Source organism: Brevibacterium yomogidense (assembly GCF_016107685.1).
GTDB classification, from domain to species: domain Bacteria; phylum Actinomycetota; class Actinomycetes; order Actinomycetales; family Brevibacteriaceae; genus Brevibacterium; species Brevibacterium yomogidense.
Map to the genome: position 1 here is coordinate 548,053 of NZ_JABASY010000001.1, position 18,355 is coordinate 566,407.

General features: G+C 69.7%; 13 protein-coding genes. 9 read left to right on the forward strand and 4 right to left on the reverse strand.

The genetic code is table 11. The annotated features are described in order from the left end of the window. Window position 1: 1 nt before the first annotated feature. From JFC09_RS02335 to JFC09_RS02345, 3 genes are read right to left on the reverse strand one after another with little or no spacing between them, the layout of a single operon-like run. On the reverse strand, window positions 2–1,273 hold the full coding sequence (locus JFC09_RS02335; protein WP_198392350.1) for a TRAP transporter large permease: 1,272 nt from the start codon (window positions 1,271–1,273) through the stop codon (window positions 2–4). A gap of 1 nt (window position 1,274) precedes the next feature. Continuing rightward, on the reverse strand, window positions 1,275–1,799 hold the full coding sequence (locus tag JFC09_RS02340; protein WP_198392351.1) for a TRAP transporter small permease: 525 nt from the start codon (window positions 1,797–1,799) through the stop codon (window positions 1,275–1,277). Further along, complete coding sequence (locus JFC09_RS02345; protein ID WP_198392352.1) at window positions 1,796–2,677, reverse strand: DctP family TRAP transporter solute-binding subunit; 882 nt, start codon at window positions 2,675–2,677, stop codon at window positions 1,796–1,798. Before JFC09_RS02345 ends, JFC09_RS02340 begins: the two co-directional genes overlap by 4 nt. Between JFC09_RS02345 and JFC09_RS02350 the strand changes: the two genes are divergently transcribed. Both JFC09_RS02350 and JFC09_RS02355 read left to right on the forward strand, forming a co-directional pair. Then, window positions 2,676–3,635: a GntR family transcriptional regulator gene (locus JFC09_RS02350; RefSeq protein ID WP_198392353.1), complete on the forward strand. Its 960-nt coding sequence runs from the start codon at window positions 2,676–2,678 to the stop codon at window positions 3,633–3,635. The genes JFC09_RS02345 and JFC09_RS02350 overlap by 2 nt on opposite strands. Beyond that, complete coding sequence (locus JFC09_RS02355; protein ID WP_198392354.1) at window positions 3,632–4,663, forward strand: ribokinase; 1,032 nt, start codon at window positions 3,632–3,634, stop codon at window positions 4,661–4,663. Before JFC09_RS02350 ends, JFC09_RS02355 begins: the two co-directional genes overlap by 4 nt. Before the next feature lie 24 nt (window positions 4,664–4,687). Here JFC09_RS02355 and JFC09_RS02360 read toward each other — a convergent pair whose 3' ends face one another. Then, complete coding sequence (locus JFC09_RS02360; RefSeq protein ID WP_198392355.1) at window positions 4,688–5,389, reverse strand: Panacea domain-containing protein; 702 nt, start codon at window positions 5,387–5,389, stop codon at window positions 4,688–4,690. Window positions 5,390–5,499: 110 nt separating this feature from the next. On the opposite strand from JFC09_RS02360, the gene JFC09_RS02365 reads away from it, so the two are divergent. The 7 genes from JFC09_RS02365 (at window position 5,500) to JFC09_RS02395 (ending at window position 18,222) form a co-directional block, all read left to right on the forward strand. Beyond that, complete coding sequence (locus JFC09_RS02365; RefSeq protein WP_198392356.1) at window positions 5,500–6,717, forward strand: CobW family GTP-binding protein; 1,218 nt, start codon at window positions 5,500–5,502, stop codon at window positions 6,715–6,717. Between the two features lie 545 nt (window positions 6,718–7,262). Continuing rightward, complete coding sequence (locus JFC09_RS02370; RefSeq protein WP_198392357.1) at window positions 7,263–10,145, forward strand: helix-turn-helix transcriptional regulator; 2,883 nt, start codon at window positions 7,263–7,265, stop codon at window positions 10,143–10,145. A gap of 543 nt (window positions 10,146–10,688) precedes the next feature. After that, complete coding sequence (locus JFC09_RS02375) at window positions 10,689–12,803, forward strand: polysaccharide biosynthesis protein (RefSeq protein ID WP_198392358.1); 2,115 nt, start codon at window positions 10,689–10,691, stop codon at window positions 12,801–12,803. After that, a complete protein-coding gene (locus JFC09_RS02380) occupies window positions 12,793–14,088 on the forward strand; it encodes a lipid II:glycine glycyltransferase FemX (protein WP_198392359.1) in 1,296 nt (431 codons plus the stop codon). The genes JFC09_RS02375 and JFC09_RS02380 overlap by 11 nt, the downstream gene beginning before the upstream one ends. Then, window positions 14,085–15,323, forward strand: a complete 1,239-nt coding sequence (locus tag JFC09_RS16825) for a GNAT family N-acetyltransferase (protein WP_198392360.1) — start codon at window positions 14,085–14,087, stop codon at window positions 15,321–15,323. Before JFC09_RS02380 ends, JFC09_RS16825 begins: the two co-directional genes overlap by 4 nt. Then, window positions 15,320–16,876 (forward strand): sugar transferase, encoded by a 1,557-nt coding sequence (locus tag JFC09_RS02390; protein WP_232483023.1) that lies wholly within the window; start codon window positions 15,320–15,322, stop codon window positions 16,874–16,876. The genes JFC09_RS16825 and JFC09_RS02390 overlap by 4 nt, the downstream gene beginning before the upstream one ends. After that, window positions 16,873–18,222: an aminotransferase class I/II-fold pyridoxal phosphate-dependent enzyme gene (locus tag JFC09_RS02395; RefSeq protein ID WP_198392361.1), complete on the forward strand. Its 1,350-nt coding sequence runs from the start codon at window positions 16,873–16,875 to the stop codon at window positions 18,220–18,222. The genes JFC09_RS02390 and JFC09_RS02395 overlap by 4 nt, the downstream gene beginning before the upstream one ends. Window positions 18,223–18,355: the final 133 nt, after the last annotated feature.

An 18,355-nucleotide genomic window follows, 5' to 3' on the forward strand; every position in this document is an offset into this window, starting at 1 on the left:
CTCAGTCGATGAACACCATCGAGAGAACGGGAACGAAGCTCACGAGTAGTCCGACGGCGACGAGGAGTATGAATCCCGGCGCGACGGAGACGATCGCTTCGCCGGTCTTCACCTTGGCTACGTTCGCCGCGATGAAGAGGTTGACGCCCAGCGGAGGTGTGATGAAGCCGAATGAGAGGACGACGACGATGATCACGCCGATGTGGACCGGGTCCAGCCCCGCGAGTGAAAGCACTGGGACGAGGATCGGCGCGGTGATCGTGACGGCAGCGATCGTTTCCATGAAGGTGCCGAGCAGGAGCAGAAGGAGATTGACGAGCAGAATGATGACGAACGGGTTTGTCGAGACTGCAGACAATGCGGAGATGATCGCTTCCGGCGCGTTCTCGATTGTGAGGACTCGGCCGAAGATTGCTGCCGCGGCCACGATGAACATGAGCGCACTGGTCGTGAGAGTCGCGCTGACGAATGTCTCCACCAACGGCTGAAAGGGCAGCTCACGATAGATGAGAGCCGCAAGCACGACGCCATAGACGACCGCGACCACTGCGGCTTCGGTGGGGGTGAAGATGCCGCCGTAGATGCCACCGAGGATGATGACCGGCAGCATGATGCCGCCTTTCGCGCTGTTGAGCGCGCGCAATCGCTTTCGCCACGTAGCTTTCGGCGCGCTCGGAATGCTGTTGCGCTTGGCGTGGACGACCGCCCAGGCGATGAGCACCAGGCCCATGAGGATTCCGGGGACCACGGCGGCGAGGAAGAGGTCGCCGATGCTGGTCCCCGTGACGACGCCGTAGATGACGAGCGGGATGCTTGGCGGTATGACGACACCAATGGTTCCCGACGCGGCGATGAGTGCCGCGGAGAAACGGCGTGAGTAGCCGAGCCGCACCATCTCCGGGATCATGATCCCGCCGACGGCCGCGACGGTGGCAGGGCCAGATCCTGAGATTGCGGAGAAGAACATGGCGGTGAGCACCGCTGCAACGCCGACCCCGCCGGGTATGTGCCCCACGAGCGAGTTCGCGATCTCGAACAACCGGCGGGAGATTCCTCCTCGACCCATGACAAGGCCGGCGAGGATGAAGAAGGGGACGGCCATGATGGGGAACGAGTCGTTGGCCGTGGTGAGAGTCTGAGCGGCCATGCCGACGGAGATCCCGGGATTGAAGAGGACGATGACGGCCAGTACCGATGCGAGCAGCCCGTAGGCGATCGGAAGACCGAATGCCAGAGTGACGATGAGGATGAGAAGGAGCGCGGTGAGCGTCATGTCATGCCACCTGTCCGTTCGCGGAGCTGCCGGAGCCCGGAGTGAGAGGGCGACGCCACAGCGCGACACTCGACTGGACGCCTCGTACCAGTGCGAGCGTCATACCGATCGGGAGTGCCGCGTAGACGACCCACATCGGAAGAGTGAGCGCAGCAGACGTCTGGCCGAGATCGAGCAGTACGAACGCGATCTGGAATCCCGCGATGAGGATCACCGCATTGATCACGAATGCAACGGCCAGGCATACCTGCTCCGTGACTCGACGGGCGCGCGGCGGCATCCGGTCCGTGACGATGTCGATCGCAACATGTTCGCCCCGAAGTGTGACGGTGCCGATGCAGAGGAAGATCAGCCAGATGAAGAGATACCGCGCGAGTTCCTCGCTCCATGACAGTGAGTTCGCGAACACGAAGCGTGAGACCACCTGTGCGAACAGGATGAGCACCATCGCGAACATGAGGGAGGCCCCCAGCACCTCCTCCGCCGTGAACCGACGCGTACCGAGATCGTCCGTGCTCCAGCTCATCGTGCCGCCTCCACTGCTGTGTCGAGGTCGTCGACCTGCTCATCGCCCAACAGCCCGCGTACGAAGGGGACTGCGGCCCCCTTCATGAGGTCGCCGAACTCCGCTCGCTGGTCATCGTCGAGTTCGGTGATCTCCAGGCCGGCATCCTCGATAGTGCGGAAGGCCTCCTCTTCGTCGATCACCGATTGTTCGCGGCAGTAGGCGACCGATTCCGCCCCCACCGCTTCGACCAGGTCCTGCAGGTCGTGGGGGAGTCGATCGAAGAATGCCTTCGAGAGGATGAGGGGTGAGGGGGTGTAGACGTGGTTCGACATCACGAGCGCCTCCTGCACCTCGTAGAACTTCTGGGCGACGATCAGGGGGAGTGGATTCTCCTGAGCGTCGATGGTTCCCTGCTGAAGGCCTGTGTAGACCTCTGTGAATGCCATCGGGGTCGCGCTGGCACCCACGGCTCTCCAGGCGCGAATCTGTGTCGTGTTCTCCAGCGTGCGGATCTTGACTCCCCGCACGTCCTCCGGAGAGGTGATGCCGGTGCGGTGAGAGGTCAGATTGCGAAAGCCGTTCTCCCAGTAGCCGAGTCCTTTGAGCCGCACGTCCTCGAGCCGGGTGAGCAGTGCGGTGCCGTACTCGCCGTCGAGGACGTTGTATGCATGTTCGCGGTCATCGAACAGGTACGGGATGTCCCAGACATTCATCGAGGGGGAGAAAGCGGCCAGAGGTGATGACGACGGCGCCGAGAGCTGGATGTTGTCGAGCTGGATCGCCTCGGTGAGTTCACGATCCCCTCCGAACACCCCGTTGGGGAAGAGCTTCATCGCGATGCGTCCGTCGCTGCCCTCCTCGATGCGCTCCTTGAAGAGTTCGAATGAGCGGTGCATGAAGTGGTCGGTCGATGTCGCATGCGCTGCGACGAGGGTGAATTCAGCGGAATCCGGATCGGCCACACCGCACCCGACCAGTCCGGCCGCCGCAGATGCAGAGAACAGCCCGAGTGCGGACCTGCGCGAGAAGGAACGACGCACCATCGGGTGCGGAAGTCCACGGCACGGCATCCCGCTTGTAGAAGCAGACATCATTATCTCCTTGCGTTCGTTAACGGTTAACCGTGAACGATGTGAGAGAATCGAATCACGCCTGGGCTGTGACGTCAAGCACTGGCGCTGGATGGTGGGAGGCGGTATGACGGACACGATGCAGATTCGCAATGAGCCCTTGGGTGATCAGGTCGCCCGTGTGCTGAGGCGCCGGATCCTCTCACGTGAGATCGGCTCCGGTCTGCTGCTCATCGAACAGGCGCTCTCGGAAGAGTTCGGGGTGAGCCGGGGGCCGATTCGGGACGCGCTCTCGCAGCTGCGTGACGAGGGACTGGTGGCGCCTGCAGGCCGCAGCCACCGGGTTCTCGAGCTCACGGCGGGTGATATCACGGAGGTGTACGACATCCGCCACATGCTTGAGCGGCACGCCATCGCTCGATCTCTTCGTGCCGGCGCTGACTTGAGCGCGGCGTCGGCGGCGATCGTGTCGATGCGCGCGGCGGCGGAAAAGGACGATGCCCTGGCCTTCGGAGTCGCAGATCTCGCCTTCCACCGGTCGTTCCAGGAGGTGAGTGGGCAGAGGCGGCTGTTGGGCGTGTGGTCGCAGTTCGAGCGGACCATGGAAGCACTGCTTCAGATCAACCCTCATCCGGCTGATGACCTCAGGAGGGCCGCAAGCGAGCACGCCGATCTTCTTGCGGCTGTGCAGGAGGATGATCCCGCGTGGCCGGAGCTGCTCGAGGTTCATCTGATGGGCGCGGCCAACCGTTTCATCGGGATGTACATGAGCGCGGACTCATGAGCGGTGCGCGGATCGTTGTTCTGGGGTCGATCAATGTCGACCTGGGGGTGAGGGTACATGCGTTCCCCGACCCTGGAGAGACCGTCCGCGGTGACGACCTCAGTATCAGTCCCGGCGGGAAGGGGGCCAACCAAGCGGTTGCTGCTGCACTCGCCGGAGCGGAGGTCTCACTCGTGGGCGCCGTCGGCGCGGATCATCTCGCAGAAGTCGCACTGTCAGGGCTCAGGCGTGCGGGTGTCGACGTGGGCCAGGTGCGAGAGGTGGAGGGCGTCACCGGCACTGCGCTCATCACGATCGATGAAGGGGGAGAGAACACGATCATCGTGTCCCCGGGCGGGAACGGGTTCGTCGACTGCGAGGATGCTGATGTCGCGTGTGATCTCCTGGGTGCCGCAGGGATCCTTCTGCTGCAAGGAGAAATTGCCCCTCGGGTGGTGGACCATGCCTGTGTTCGTGCCCGGAGCGCTCCCGGATGCCGGATCGTTCTGAATGCCGCTCCCGTCACGGGTGTCTCGCCCGCGACGCTGAAGGCTGCAGACCCTCTGGTCGTCAATGAGACGGAAGCTCACGCGATCGTGGAGCGCATGCGGTCGGGAGCTGGCACGGAGGGCGGGGCCCGGCACGGGGGCGGCACGGGGTCGGTGCGAGCCGACAGCGCGCAGTCGACGAACGCTGACTCCACTGTGAGCGGTTTGGGCATGCTGGCATCCGACATCGTCGAGTGGGGCGTGCCGAGCGTTGTGCTGACTCTTGGGGCACGGGGCAGTCTGGTAGCGGAGCGTACGTCAGACGGAGTCGTTCTCCGTCGCGTCGAATCGGCGTCGGCTGAGGTCGTCGACACGACGGGAGCGGGAGACATGTTCGTCGGCGCGCTCGCCGCCCGCCTCTTGGCCGGCAGCGACCTCACGGCCGCGGCGCGGGAGGCCTCAGTGCGAGCGGCAGCGACTGTGCGGTTCCGTGGAGCGCAGCCTTCGTACTTCGAAGCAGAGGCCACGCGGATCTGTTCCGGATCTTCGCAGTTTCCGTGACGCGCAGGGAGACGCGCCCGTCCCCTACTTCTCCGTGATCCCCAGGCCGGAGCCGGTGTCGAAGCGTTCGGCCAGCTGCGCCCGCAGTCGCTTCGCCTCGGCCTGACGGTCGGCCTCCGCCTTCTCCTCCTCGCCCGGCTGGGAGGGGCCGTCGGCTGCGCCGCTGGCCACGGCCTCGGCGAGTGTGCGGAACGCCTCCGTGAGCAGCTGGTCCGGGATCTCCGGGCCCGAGGCGAACGCCGGCCTCCCCGTCGCCGCCGCCTCCGCGTAGGCGGGGGTGGCCTTCGCCGTGTTGATGAGTGCGCTCGAGTGGACGGTCCCGCGCTGGCCGGGCTTCCCGCCCAGCCCCCAGCTCACGACCGCTTCGACCTGCAACTCCATCATCTGGTCGTCGGGCAGGCGCAGGCGCTTCGGCAGGGTCTCCGCGAAACGGTTGTGCGCCGCAGGGTCGGTGGGGCCGTGCTGCCACGCCTCGAACCGCGCGTCGACCACCCGGCGACCGTTCCAGGTTTCCAGCCAGCCCGTCACGAAGAACAGAAGCATCATGGCGCTCGACTTGTCGATCCCCGGCTCACTGAAGCGGGCGTGGGCGACGACCTGCGCGGCCGTGAGCGTGGTGGGAGTGGAAGGGTCGGCGGGGCCGGGGCGGGGGCCAGCGGGTGCGGTGCCGGTGGGCGTGCCGTCGCCAGCGGATGCGGATTCGGTGGGGGAGTGCGGAGACGTCATGCGCCCATTGTCCCCCGCGGGCGGTCCCGGTCCGGGCCCGGCCTGTGCCCTCGGCCCCTGCCCCGGCCTGTGGCCCCGGATCGTCCGGTCGGCCTCTATCCTGGGGTGCTGTGAGCCCCAAGCCGTGGACACCCGCCGTGCCCGTCATCCTCCTGACGGGATTCCTGGGCGCCGGAAAGACGAGCGTCCTCAACCATCTGCTGCGCGACCCCGATTCCCGGGTGGGCGTCGTCGTCAACGACTTCGGCGACCTCAACGTCGACGCGGGACTGGTCGCCGGTCAGGTCGACGAACCGGTGTCGATCGCCGGTGGCTGCGTGTGCTGTCTCAGCGACACCAGCGCACTGGAGGGCGCACTCGTGTCTCTGGCCGACCCCCGTCTGGAGCTGGATGCGATCATCGTCGAGGCGAGCGGCATCGCCGAACCCCTCACGCTCGCGCGGATGGTGAGCCAGTGGGGGCGGCACCGCTTCCACCTCGCGGGAGTCGTCGACGTCGTCGACGTGCTCATGCACGGAGAGACCGTCGACACCGACTCCCTGCCGCCCGTCCGCTACGCGGCGACGACCCTCGTGGTCGTCAACAAGCTCGACGCGCTGCCCGTGGACCAGCGTGCCGCCGCCGTCGATGCGATCCGCCGGCGCGTCCACCAGCGCAATCCGCGTGTGCTCGTGACGGGGACGGTGTTCGGTCGACTCGACCCGTCCCTCCTCCTCGACACGGGTGACCGCAGGCGGACTCCGCAGGCGCCCGCAGTCCCGGACGGGTCGACCGCCGCCGAGGTCGTGGAGGGCGAAGCCTCCCGCGCCGGGGCCGACGACGGCGAAGCCGCCTACGACGGGGTGGCCGAACCCGACTCTTCCCCGGGGGAGGTCGTCCAGGGTGAGCTGCCCGTCTGGGACCTGCTGCGGCAGGAGTACTCCGAGCGGGAGGCCGCCGCACTCGCGTCGCTCGACCTCGAGGGGGTCCCGCATCGGCACGCCCTGTCCGTCACCGTGCGCCGACCCGGTCTCGTCGACGCGGACGGCGTCATGGACTTCGTCGAGGACCTCCCGGGCGGCGTCTACCGGGTCAAGGGGACGATCGCGGTGGCCGACGGGAACCGCACCCGCAGGTTCGTCGTGCAGGTGGTGGGCCCCAGCGTGTACGTGTCCGCCGTGCCGCGTCGCGCTGCCGCCCAGGACGACGGTGCGGAGAGCGCACTCGTGGTGATCGGTGAGGACTTCGACGAGGCCGTGGTGCGGGCGCGCCTCGCGGCGGCGATGACCGGCACCTCCGCGGGCGACGGCCTGCGCCGACTGGAGAGGTACGTGCACCTCCACAGCTGAAACCCGCACCGCACGCCCTGCGGAACCCCGCATTTCTGCGGAACGGACCAACCGGGGGACCAAAGGACGAAGAGCGAAGAAGGCACGTCAGGGCTTGTGTCCAGAATGTGCAACGATCGTGACTGATCCAGAATTCCGACAATGCACCTTTCGTGTGTAGTCCGCTCGGGAATAGAACGTCTGTTGTCATCATCGCAGATGCCCTGCGGCAATCGCCCTTTCCTCCGTGACCTATCCCGTACGTGTTTTTACGTAGAGTGCGTGTCTCGGCGCGGCCGGCGGTCGTCCCAGCATCCGGACCCGACGGGTGATTGTGGTCGTCCGCAGGGGCACTGCGGCTTCCCACGGCCGATTGAGGCCCTCCCACCTCTGGGATACAACTGCGGACATGAGTGCAGAGTTCGGTCGAAGTCTGCAGGGTGCGCTCGCCTCGGGAATCCCGGGACCGTGCGTCTCCGCACTGCCGGAGCCCGGCCCGCCCCGCGAACGGCTGCGGGAGCCGAGTCATCCTTCCGGCCGGCTCATCCGATGGTGGAGGTACAGAGATGTACACAGGTGTACGGCGTCACGAACTGGCGCGCCTGCAGTCGATGATCGAGCAGCGACTCAACGTCGCGGTGACCGGTGGTCCCGGCATGGGGAAGTCGACCGTGGTGAACGCGCTGGCCCGGCGTATCGACGCGCAGGTGATCCGTGTTCCGTGCAGTCGTGCGGACTCCCACGTGCCGAGGTCCGGCGTGTGGGGCGCGATCGCGGCCTTACGGGTCCTGGGCGACGGGGAGTTCATCCGGGCGCTCGAGGAGATCGCGGCTTCCGGGGAGTCCGCGGCCCAGTCCGCCGATGCCGCAGTGGAAGTCGTCCGCTCCACCCCCGTGCCCCGCAGGGTGCTCGTGATCTTCGACGGGTTCGACCTGCTGGACACGGAGTCGCAGGAGCTGTTCGGCCACATGCTCCGACGCATGACCTACTCGCACCTGACTGCACTCGTCACGGCCCGCCGCGTGCGCGACGACGGTCCCCTCACCGGTGTTCCCACCATCGAACTGGGTCCCCTGGACCGGGTGACGACCATCGCGCTCGCCCACGACATGGTGCAGGAGTCCATCAGTGACGACGCTGCGGCGACCGCTGCGGTGGCCTCCGGCGGGAACCCGCTGGTGCTGCGGCACATCCTGTCGTCGATGACCGCGCGGCAGCGGCGCGGGGAGGCGCCGTTCCCCCGCCCGGTCCGCACGAGCGAAGCCGCGGCGCGCACGGCACTGGAGGACCTCCCGGATGTCTCCGAGGACACCCTCGAGATGCTCCGCATCGTCGCGCTGTCGCCGCTCACCCCCGTCGTGACGGTCCAGCGCCGGTACGCCCACGTGTGGGAGGAGGTCCTCGAACTCATGAGCCGCGGGACGATCGACCAGGAGGGCCCCTACCTCTGCATGGACGACATCCTCCTGCGGTGCGCTCTGCACTGGGGGATGACCGCGTCGCAGCGCAGCGCCCTGCGGGTGACCCTCGTCTCCGACGCCGCACGCCACCGGACGGCACGCGGAGCGACGGCGGCTGCCTCGGAGGCGGAGGCATCGGCGACGGCTGCCTCGGAACCGACGGGTCCAGCGTCGCCTGCCAGCGCGGAGGCGACGACCACCGCCGAGGTGCCGGCCAGCTCGGCGACGGCACCCACCTCCGCGGGAACACCCGGAACGGAGGACAGGGAGTCGACCATCGACGGGGCGATCACGCGCTGGCACCGGTCGTTCACGGAGTTCGACGAGGATGCGCCGATGGTGCTGCTGCGCGACGCCCGCAGCCTCGTCGTCGCGGGCTACCCCGACGCCGGGGTGTCCTTCGCGGAACGCGCCCTCATGCTGGCACCGGACCCCGCCAGGCTCGCGCGCCGTCTGCTCAGCCTGGCGGAGACCCTCCTGCTCAACGGGGACGTCGTGTTCGCGGAGAGGTACGTCCGCTTCGCACGCACCGCGGACGACGCGGCCCTCCAGCTGCGTGCCCTCACCATCACCACCCAGGCGGACTTCTTCCACCGTGAAGCGGTCCCCGCCGGCGTGCGCCACCTGTGGGGACCCCATCAGGTCGCCGAGGTCCCGGAGGCCGTCGCCCGCCTCCAGCTCACACTGGTGCTGTGCCACGCGGAGCGGTTCGAGCTCAGCGAAGCGCAGGAGCTGCTCACCGCCGCAGGCGACCTGCTCGCCGCAGCGAAAGCGCGCGGGCGCACGCCGATCCCGGGCGTGGAGATGCTGTTCGAATGCGCGAAGGTCATGGTCGACGGATACCGGGGCAAGGGCGACCGCGCACTCGTCGTCTACCGGACGCTGCTGGCCCCGCGCCGGTCCCTCATGGCGGGCTTCACCGCGATCACCGCAGGCCGCGCGCTCACGATGACCGAGCACTACACGGAGGCGCGGGAGATCTTCGAACTCCTCGAACGCCGCCTGCGGGACACCTCCGTCTGGTACCCGATCGTGCCGCTCCTGCGTGCCGAACTGGAGATCCGCGTGGGCAACCTCCACCTGGTCCCCGGCCTCCTCAACCAGGCGAACAGGCGACGGATCCCCGGCCAGCCGATGCGCGAGGACCAGCGGCTCCTCCTCGAATGCTGGACGCTGTACGCGCAGGGGAAGCCCAGCGACGCGGAGGCGGTCGAGCAGGATCTGGTGCGCAGAGCCTCGGCGACCGGGAACCGGGGCGCACTCGCACTGCTCAGCTCGCTCCAGGGCAGCCATCTGCTGGCCATCGGGCTGCCCGCGGAAGCGGTGCGCCACCTGCAGCGCTGCGACGAACTGGCACCGGGCGACATCGCCCCGACCGTCATCCGCCACGAACCGGAACTCATCGAGGCACTCCTGAGCGTGGGGCGCCGGGAGCACGCGGCCCTGGTCCTCCAGCGGTTCCGCACCCGGCTCACCCGGTTCCCGTCGCGGTGGGGCGAGCTCGCAGCGCAGCGGTGCGAGGCGATGCTGGCCACCGGCGAACAGTCGCTCGACCTGTTCCGCAGGCTGCTGCGCGGCTGGCGGCACACGGACTCCGACCACGAGAAGGCGCGGACACTCGCCGCCTACGCGCAGCGCCTGCGCGACCTGGGCGCCCGGTCCGAGGCCGCCGACCCGCTTCTCCTGGCCCGCACCCTCTACGAGCGCACCGGCGACCGCGTGAGGGAGCACTCACTCACCCCGACCGAGGTCCGTGACGTCCCCGCGAAGCCGTCCCACCCCATGCTCACGCAGCTGAGCGAGGAGGAGCTGAGGGTCGTCGAACTCGTGCAGGAGGGGCTGCGCAACCGGGAGATCGCGGAACGCATCTTCGTGTCCCTCCGCACCGTCGAGATCCGACTCACCGGCATCTACCGGCGGTTCGGCGTCCGATCGCGCACCGAACTCATCGCGAAGATCAGCGGCGCCGCCGAACCCGTCTCCGGGTGACGCGCCTGCGGCGGACCGTGCCGGAAGTTGGGGCGTCAGCGCGTACCTGGGAAGCAGGGTGCACGCCGTCGTGACCCGGTGGGCGCGTGGGCGCGTGGAGGTGTGGGCGCGTGAACCGGTGACCGCGTGACCCGCGTGACACCTACGTCCGCGTACAGGACAAATCGCCACCTACGTCCGCGTACAGGACCGATCCATCGTGGAAAAGGGTCCGGAACGCGGACGTAGGTGGAAGGGCAGTCGGCAAGCGCCCCAACGAGCGCCGCCACGCCACACCTGCCACACCTGCCACACCTGCCACACCTGCCACACCTGCCACACCCGCCACACCTGCCACACACTCACCCCACCCCCACCCCACCCCCACTCCCTCGCGGGTCCCCGCATCGTCGGTGTGGGCCCCCGCAGAGCCCGCCGCTGACGGCACTTCCGCGCCCTGTTCCCTGCCTACCGTGGCGTGACCTCCCGGTGCTGCGACTGCTTACTGCGGCCTGCAGACGTTCGCCGGGAGGGCCACACACGGAAGTTCTTGGGGGAGGGACCATGACGGTCGTCGGAGAGCCGATGTCTGCAGGGACGTTCACGGCATCGTGGACCGGGTTCGGGCAGCGCCTGGCGAAGGGGACGTGGGCCCGAAGATACATGCTGCAGGCGGTGGTGGACTGCACGGCGTGGGCGGTGGCGCTGCTGAGCGCGTGGGCGCTCGTCGGGGTGGACACCGTCTCCTGGCAGCGGGTCGGCCTCCTCGTCGTCGTGGCGTGTGCCCTGCAGGTGCTGGTGGGGTGGGGGCTGCGCCTCTACAGCCGCCGGTACCTGTTCGGCAGCTTCTCGGAGCTGGGGGCCGCGGCGACGACGGTGTTCGCGGTCGGCGTGGTGCTGCTCATCGCGACGACGAACATTCCGGTGATCTCGCTGCTCGGTTCGTTCGCGGCGCTCACCCTCATGGGCGGCAGCCGCTACGTCATCCGCCTCGCCCACGACACGACGCTGCGTCCTTCCGGCGGGGAACCGGTGATCGTCGTGGGTGCCGGGGATGCGGGGGTGTCGCTGGTGCGGCAGATGCTCGCGGATCCGGACAGCCCCTACAACCCGGTGGGGTTCGTCGACGACGACCCGTACAAGCGGTTCCTCCGCACGTCGGGGATCCGGGTGCTCGGGACGACGGATCGTCTCGCGGAGGTCGCCGCCCTGTCGCACGCCCGCGGTGTCATCGTCGCGATCGCACAGTCGGACGCCGCGTTCCTGCGTGTCTGCCGCGACCGGCTGTCCGGCAGCGGGGTGTGGATGCGGACGATTCCGCCGATCAGCGAGCTGGTCACCCGCGGCGTCGACCTGGGCGACATCCGCAATCTGCGGGTGGAGGACCTCATAGGCCGCAGCCCGCTCATGACCGACCTCACGGAGATCAGGAAGGCGATCACGGGCAAGCGGGTGCTCGTCACCGGTGCCGGCGGGTCGATCGGCAGCGAGCTGTGCCGGCAGCTGCACGCGCTCGCCCCGGACACCCTCGTCATGCTCGACCGGGACGAGACCGCGCTGCACGGGGTCGAGCTGTCGATCCGCGGGTCCGCACTGCTCACCTCGCAGGACACGGTGCTGGCGGACATCCGGGACGTCGACGCCCTCACGGAGATCTTCGCGGAGGCGCGGCCGGACATCGTGTTCCACGCCGCCGCGCTCAAGCACCTGCCGATGCTGCAGCGCTTCCCGCTGGAGGGCTGGAAGACGAACGTCCACGGCACTCTCAATGTGCTCACCGCCGCGCGGCGGGCCGGGGTGTCCACGTTCGTCAACATCTCGACGGACAAGGCGGCGGCGCCCACGAGCGAACTGGGTCGCAGCAAGCGCCTGGGGGAGCGGCTGGTCGCGGAGTACGCGCGCCGGCATCCGGGGACGTACCTGTCCGTCCGCTTCGGCAATGTGCTGGGTTCGCGCGGGTCGGTGCTCCACTCGTTCCGCGAGCAGCTGCGCTCCGGCGGGCCGCTCACCGTCACGGATCCGGCGGTCACCCGCTACTTCATGACGATCCCGGAGGCCTGCCAGCTGGTCCTCCAGGCCGCGGTCATCGGGGAGGACGGCTGCGTCATGGTGCTCGACATGGGCGAACCGGTGAGGATCGTCGATCTGGCGAAGAACCTCATCGCGCTGGCGGACGCGGACGCGGAGATCGTGTTCACGGGCCTGCGGCCGGGCGAGAAGCTCGACGAGGAGCTGTTCGGCGACTACGAGAGCAGTGACGTCCAGGTCCACGACAAGATCAGCCGCGTGCGGGTGCCGGCGCTGGACGTCGCGCGCGTGCCCGCCCCGGAAGCGTCGCTCGCGACCGTCACGGAATTCGTCGACGAGGCCTGCGCCTTCCGCACGGAGGAGATCCCGACCGTCCCGGTCGCAGAGCACACCGCGCCCGAGGCGCCGGTCACCTCATCTGCCGCGTCACCGGTCACGTCATCTGCCGAGGCCCGGGTCGCCTCATCCGCCGAGTCGCCCGTCCCTGCGACCGGTCCGGCCGCCACCACGGTGACGGGCACCCCGCCCGGTTCTGAGGGGCCGGGCGTGCGGGAGCGGAGGGCGGCCTCGGCGACAGAGGCCCGGCCACGACCGGCCCGTGCGGTCGAGCCGGTCCTCGCCGTGGAAGGGGTGTCCGAGCATGTCGGGTGACGGGCTGCCGCTGGGCCAGCTGCGTGTGTGGGACGCACGCGTTCCCGCGGACCGGGAGGCGTGGATCGCGGCGTGGGAGCGGATCGCGGACGGCGATCCCTTCAGCCACCCGGACTACCTCACCGCGTTCGCGGCGGACGGCGAGACCGCCCTGTGCGCGCACCTGGACGGGCCGGACGACGAGGAGCTGCTCCACGCGTTCCTCCGGCGGCCGATCCGTGAGGACGCGTGCGGCAACGCGGTGGGTGGCGGGCTGTGGGACGCGTACACGGTGCTGCTGTACGGCGGTCCGCTCGCCAAGCGGTCCTCGGAGTCGCTGCTGGCTGCGTTCCGGCGGAGCTTCCGGGCGTGGGCGCGGGAGACGGGGCTCGTGAGCGAGTTCGTCCGGATGAGCCCGGTGGCCGCTCGCCGTCTGCCGTACCCGGGCGTCGTCCGCGAGCAGGCACCGCACGTGGTGCGCGACCTGCGGGTGGGCGAGCTCGACGAGGTGTGGGCGGACGTGCGCTCGAACGTGCGCCGGGGCGTGACGAAGGCGCGAGCCGCAGGGTTGACCGTCGCGATCGACGAAACGGGCGAGAGGCTCGACGACTTCCTCCGCATCTACGAGGAGACGATGGACCGGGTGGGCTCCGCGGACCGGTTCCGGTTCCCCGCCTCCGCGTTCCGGCGCATCCACGAGTCCCTGCCCGGTCGCTACGCCTACGTGTACGCGGAGCACGAAGGCCGGGCCGTCGCGGTCGAGCTGGTGCTGCGCGGCGAGCACACCGGGTACTTCTACCTGGGCGGGACGGAGACCGCCGCCCTGCCGCTGTACGCGAGCGTGTTCGTCCACTGGGAGGCGATCGCCTACGCGTGGCGGGAGGGTCTCACCGACTACGTGCTGACCGGGGGCGTGACGAACACGACCGACGACAGCCTGCTGCGGTTCAAACGCGGATTCGCCCCGCGCGGGGAGGCGCTCTACCTCACGGGGGAGCAGGTGTTCGACGAGGACGCGTACGCACGCTTGCGTTGCTGCACGACCAGCGGCGAGCAGACGACGTTCTTCCCCGCCTACCGTGCCCCGCGCGGTGAGCGCACCTGCGCGCGGCGTGACGGGGACGCGGTCGCGCCGAACGGTTCGGATCTCCACACGGACCCCATGCTCACGCCCACTCCCGCTCCCACGACCCCCACTCCTACCCCCGCGGACACCACCACCTCCACCCCCACTCCTACCCCGGCAGACTCTCCTACCCCCACTCCGGTGTCCGGCGTGCGCACGACCGCTGGGGTGGCATCGTGAGGACGGGCATCAGGGGACTCGAGGCGGGTTTCCGCGTGTTCGACGCGAGCGTCCCGGCCGAGCGGGCCGCCTGGGTGCGGCTGTGGGAGTCCTCGCCCATGCGCCTGCCCTTCGCGCACCCGGCGTTCAGCGAACCGATGCTGGAGCCGGGCGACCGCCTCGTCGCGGCGGTCTGGGACGGGGGCGACCCGGCCACCGCCCCGGCGGCCACCGCCCCGGTCACCGCCCCGTCCGCTCGCACGGCGGATCCTGCCACGACGGCCCCGCACGCTCAGACCGGCAGCGTCCTTCACGCCCTCGTCGTCCGGCGTCTGCCCGGGAACAGCACGGATCTCATCTCCTCGTACGGGTACGCGGGTCCGCTCGTGTGGGACGCGGACGACGTGCCTGCGCTCGCCCGCAGCTTCTGGGCGGCGTTCGCACAGTGGGCTGCACGGATGCGCGCGGTGAGCGAGTTCGTGCGCTTCCCGCTCGTCGACGAGGTCCTGCCGTTCCCCGGGACGACCACCCCGCGGCTCGTCAACTATGTCGCCGCCCTGCCGGGTTCGGCTGAGGACCTGTGGGCGTCGTACGCACCCAAGGTCCGGCAGAACACGCGGCGTGCCCTCCGTTCGGGGGTCACGGTGGAGTTCGACACGACGGGGGAGCGGCTGGAGCAGTTCCTCGCGCTCTACCACTCGACGATGGTGCGGCACGAGAGTGACGCCTGGTACCGGTTCGACGCCTCCTGCTTCGAGCGGCTCCACCGCGAGCTGCCCGGCGGCTTCGTCTACGTCTACGCGATGCACGAGTCCCGGCCGGTGTCCGTCGACCTGGTGCTGCTGGGGTCGCAGACCGCGTACTACTACCTGGGCGGCACGGACGCGGGTGCGTTCCGGCTGCGCCCCAACGAGCTCGTGAAGACCGCCGCCATCGAGCACGCGCGGAGCACGGGTCGCACCCACTACGTCCTGGGCGGGGGTCTGGAGACCGGCGACGGGCTGGAGCGCTACAAACGCGGCTTCGCGCCCGAGGGCGCGCAGATGTTCTGCTCCGGCGAGCGCATCCTCGACGACGCCGCGTACGCATCCCTCACCTGCGCGCTCGACCACCGTGTCGAGGACGTCCGCGCGTCCGGCAGGTTCCCCGACTGGGTCGACGGGCCCGACTACTTCCCGGCCTACCGCCGTCGTTTCGCCGTCCCTTCGACATCCCCGCGAGCGCACAGCTCACGAGCCGAGGAGCGTGTCCGATGACCACCACCCGCCCCCTTCTCACGACCGTCCCTCCCGCCGCCGAGGCGGTGCCCGCCACCCGGGTCGCGGTCACCTGGACGCCGGAGGATGCCACGAAAGGCGGGGGTGAGGACTCCGTGGTGGCTCCGACCCGCGGCCCAGGCTTTCCCGCCGCCGAGGCCGAGGCCAGCCCTGCGTCCCGGCCCGGCACTGCGTTCCAGCTCGGCCCCGAGTCCCGGTCCGGCACAGCCCCGCCCCGTGTCGCAGCGGCGGCGACGAGGGGTGCGGGACCGGCGCCTCGGCCGCGGTCCGGGATGCAGGTGTCGCGGCCCAGGCGGTACCCGCCGATCAAGCGGGCGGTCGACGCGGTGGTGGCGGGTACGGCGCTGGTCGTGCTCGCGCCGGTGATCGGTGCCGTGTGGGCGGCCGTGCGGGTGCGCCTGGGGAAACCGGCGTTCTTCTTCCAGGAGCGGGTGACGGTGGGCGGGCGCAGGTTCCGGCTGCGGAAGTTCCGCACGATGCTGCCCGTCGACCCGGACCGCGGGTGGGTGACGGACGACGACCGCCTCACGCCGTTCGGGACGTGGCTGCGGGCCTCGAGCCTCGACGAGCTGCCGAGCCTCTGGAACATCCTCGTGGGCGACATGAGCATCGTCGGCCCCCGTCCGCTTCCCACCCGGTACCTGTCGATCTACAGCCCCGCCCAGCTGGGGCGGCATGCGGTGCGGGCCGGTCTGACCGGGCTCGCGCAGGTGAGCGGGCGCAACAACGTGCCGTGGGACGAGCGGTTCGACCTGGACCTGCGGTACGTCCGGCTCATGGGGCCGCTGCTCGACCTCACGATCGTGGCCCGCACCGTGCGCACGGTGCTGAGCGGTGACGGGGTCGCGGAAGGGGACCTTGCGACGTCGACGGAGTTCCCCGGTCCGCTGAGGACCCCGAGGCTGCGGTTCGTCCCCAGCGCGGACGCTCGGGGATGCGGGTCGGGTCGGAGCAGCCCGGCAGGCGCGACCGGCGCGGAGGCCGTGCACGGTGGTGGGCCGGACGGCGGAGCACATCCCGGCAGTGAGGTCGCCGGCCTGTTCTGGGAGGCGCGCACACCGGAGGACACCAGGGTCGCCACCTGCGGTCTCGTCCCGCAGACGGGAGCCGGCATGGGGGCAGGAGCCGGTCCGGAGGAGGTCCTCGCGGACCTCACCGTCACCGGGTTCGACCGCACCACCGGCCCCGACATGGCTGAGGACGTCGCGATGCTCCTGGTGAACCGGGCGCGGGCGGCGGACTGCACGCACGCCCGCATCGCGCTCGGCCCCGAGGATGCGGGCCTGCGGAGCGCATTCCTCGCGCTGGGCTTCGAACCCACTGTCAGCTCCGACGGTCCCTGTGCTGGGCCTGCCGATCACTCCTATGCGGGACCCGCTGATCCCGCCGGTGCCGGGCGTGCTGACCACACCGATGCGGGACCAGCCGACTACGCCGGTGCCGGGCCTGCTGACCACCGCACCGACCCCTCACTCCTCACGGCAGACATCCGCTGCCTGGACGACCCCCTCACCGCAGGAGCAGGACGATGAATCCCCTGACCGCAGAAACCACCACGGCCACGGCCACGACCACAGGCACGACCACGGCCACGACCACAGCCACGACCGCGACCGCGGTGGGCCCGACCTCCGAGCCACCGTCCCGCACCACCGATCGTCCGGCCCGGAACGCCCCACTCCACCCCCAGCCCCCCACGCACCCGCTGACCCCGGTTCTCCTGTCGGCCCCGGACGTGGGTCCGCTGGAGGAGGAGTACGTCCTCGCGGCGATGCGGGGCGGCTGGATCGCACCGGCCGGTCCGGACCTCGACGCATTCGAAGCGGAGGTCGCCGACCGGGTGGGCGTCGATCACGCGGTCGGTCTGGCCTCGGGGACGGCGGCACTGCACCTGGGCCTCCTGGGGCTGGGGGTGCGTCCCGGCGACGTGGTCGTCACCTCGACATTCACGTTCGCCGCGACCGTCAACGCGATCATGTACTGCGGGGCCCGCCCGGTGTTCGTCGACTGCGACCCCGCGACGGGCAACATGGACCCGACGATCCTCTGCCACACCCTGCGGGACCTCGAGGAGGAGTGGGAGCACGTGGGCGCCGTGGTCCCCGTGGACCTCTTCGGGAAGGCCGCCGACTACAGCCGGCTCGTCCCGATCGCCCAGCACCACGGCGTCCCGATCCTCGCCGACGCAGCGGAATCGCTGGGCGCGACACACGCCGGCCGTGCCGCTGGGGCGTGGGGTGAGGCCGCCGCGATCTCCTTCAACGGCAACAAGATCATGACGACCTCCGGCGGGGGGATGCTGCTGACGGACGACGGGGACGTGGCGGCCAGGGCCCGGCACCTGTCGACCCAGGCGCGCGAACCGGTCGCCCACTACGAGCACCGGGACATCGGCTACAACTACCGGCTCAGCAACCTGCTCGCCGCGCTGGGCCGCGCCCAGCTGCTGCGGCTGGACGAGATGATCGCCCGTCGCCACGCGATCCGCCGCCGGTACCAGGAGCTGTTCGCCGAGGTTCCGGGCACCCGCATCCTGGGCGCCGCCGCTGCCAGCGGTGTCGCCGACGGGACTCCCGGTGCCGACTCCCACGACAACGCGTGGCTCGCCCCGCTCGTCGTCGACCCGGACGTGACCGGGTGGGACGCGCACGAACTGGGTGCGTGGCTGGCACGGACCGCCATCGAGACCCGCCCCCTGTGGAAGCCGATGCACCTGCAGCCGGTGTTCGCCCACGCGAGGGCGGAACTCACCGGCGCAGCGGAGTCCCTCTTCGGCCACGGGATCGCACTGCCCAGCGGTTCCGCGCTCACCGACGACGACGTGACCCGCGTGTGCGAGGGGATCCAGGGTTTCCTCCGCGTCCGGACACGCAGCTGATACGCGGTGAGGACTGTTCGGTTCCCGACCAGGGCGAGTATGGTGGGGCTCACAGGAGATCCTGCCGGCCCTGGAATCAGGGCAACTGTTCGGATGCCGTAGGTGTGGCTGGGCAGGTACGGCGGAATCGGGT

Excerpts from the sequence above, each read along its gene's own strand:
- JFC09_RS02335 (WP_198392350.1), bottom strand. The coding sequence starts at position 1,273 with ATGACGCTCACCGCGCTCCTTCTCATCCTCATCGTCACTCTGGCATTC.
- JFC09_RS02340 (WP_198392351.1), bottom strand. The coding sequence starts at position 1,799 with ATGAGCTGGAGCACGGACGATCTCGGTACGCGTCGGTTCACGGCGGAG.
- JFC09_RS02350 (WP_198392353.1), top strand. The coding sequence starts at position 2,676 with ATGAAGTGGTCGGTCGATGTCGCATGCGCTGCGACGAGGGTGAATTCA.
- JFC09_RS02345 (WP_198392352.1), bottom strand. The coding sequence starts at position 2,677 with ATGCACCGCTCATTCGAACTCTTCAAGGAGCGCATCGAGGAGGGCAGC.
- JFC09_RS02355 (WP_198392354.1), top strand. The coding sequence starts at position 3,632 with ATGAGCGGTGCGCGGATCGTTGTTCTGGGGTCGATCAATGTCGACCTG.
- JFC09_RS02360 (WP_198392355.1), bottom strand. The coding sequence starts at position 5,389 with ATGACGTCTCCGCACTCCCCCACCGAATCCGCATCCGCTGGCGACGGC.
- JFC09_RS02370 (WP_198392357.1), top strand. The coding sequence starts at position 7,263 with ATGTACACAGGTGTACGGCGTCACGAACTGGCGCGCCTGCAGTCGATG.
- JFC09_RS02375 (WP_198392358.1), top strand. The coding sequence starts at position 10,689 with ATGACGGTCGTCGGAGAGCCGATGTCTGCAGGGACGTTCACGGCATCG.
- JFC09_RS02380 (WP_198392359.1), top strand. The coding sequence starts at position 12,793 with ATGTCGGGTGACGGGCTGCCGCTGGGCCAGCTGCGTGTGTGGGACGCA.
- JFC09_RS02390 (WP_232483023.1), top strand. The coding sequence starts at position 15,320 with ATGACCACCACCCGCCCCCTTCTCACGACCGTCCCTCCCGCCGCCGAG.
- JFC09_RS02395 (WP_198392361.1), top strand. The coding sequence starts at position 16,873 with ATGAATCCCCTGACCGCAGAAACCACCACGGCCACGGCCACGACCACA.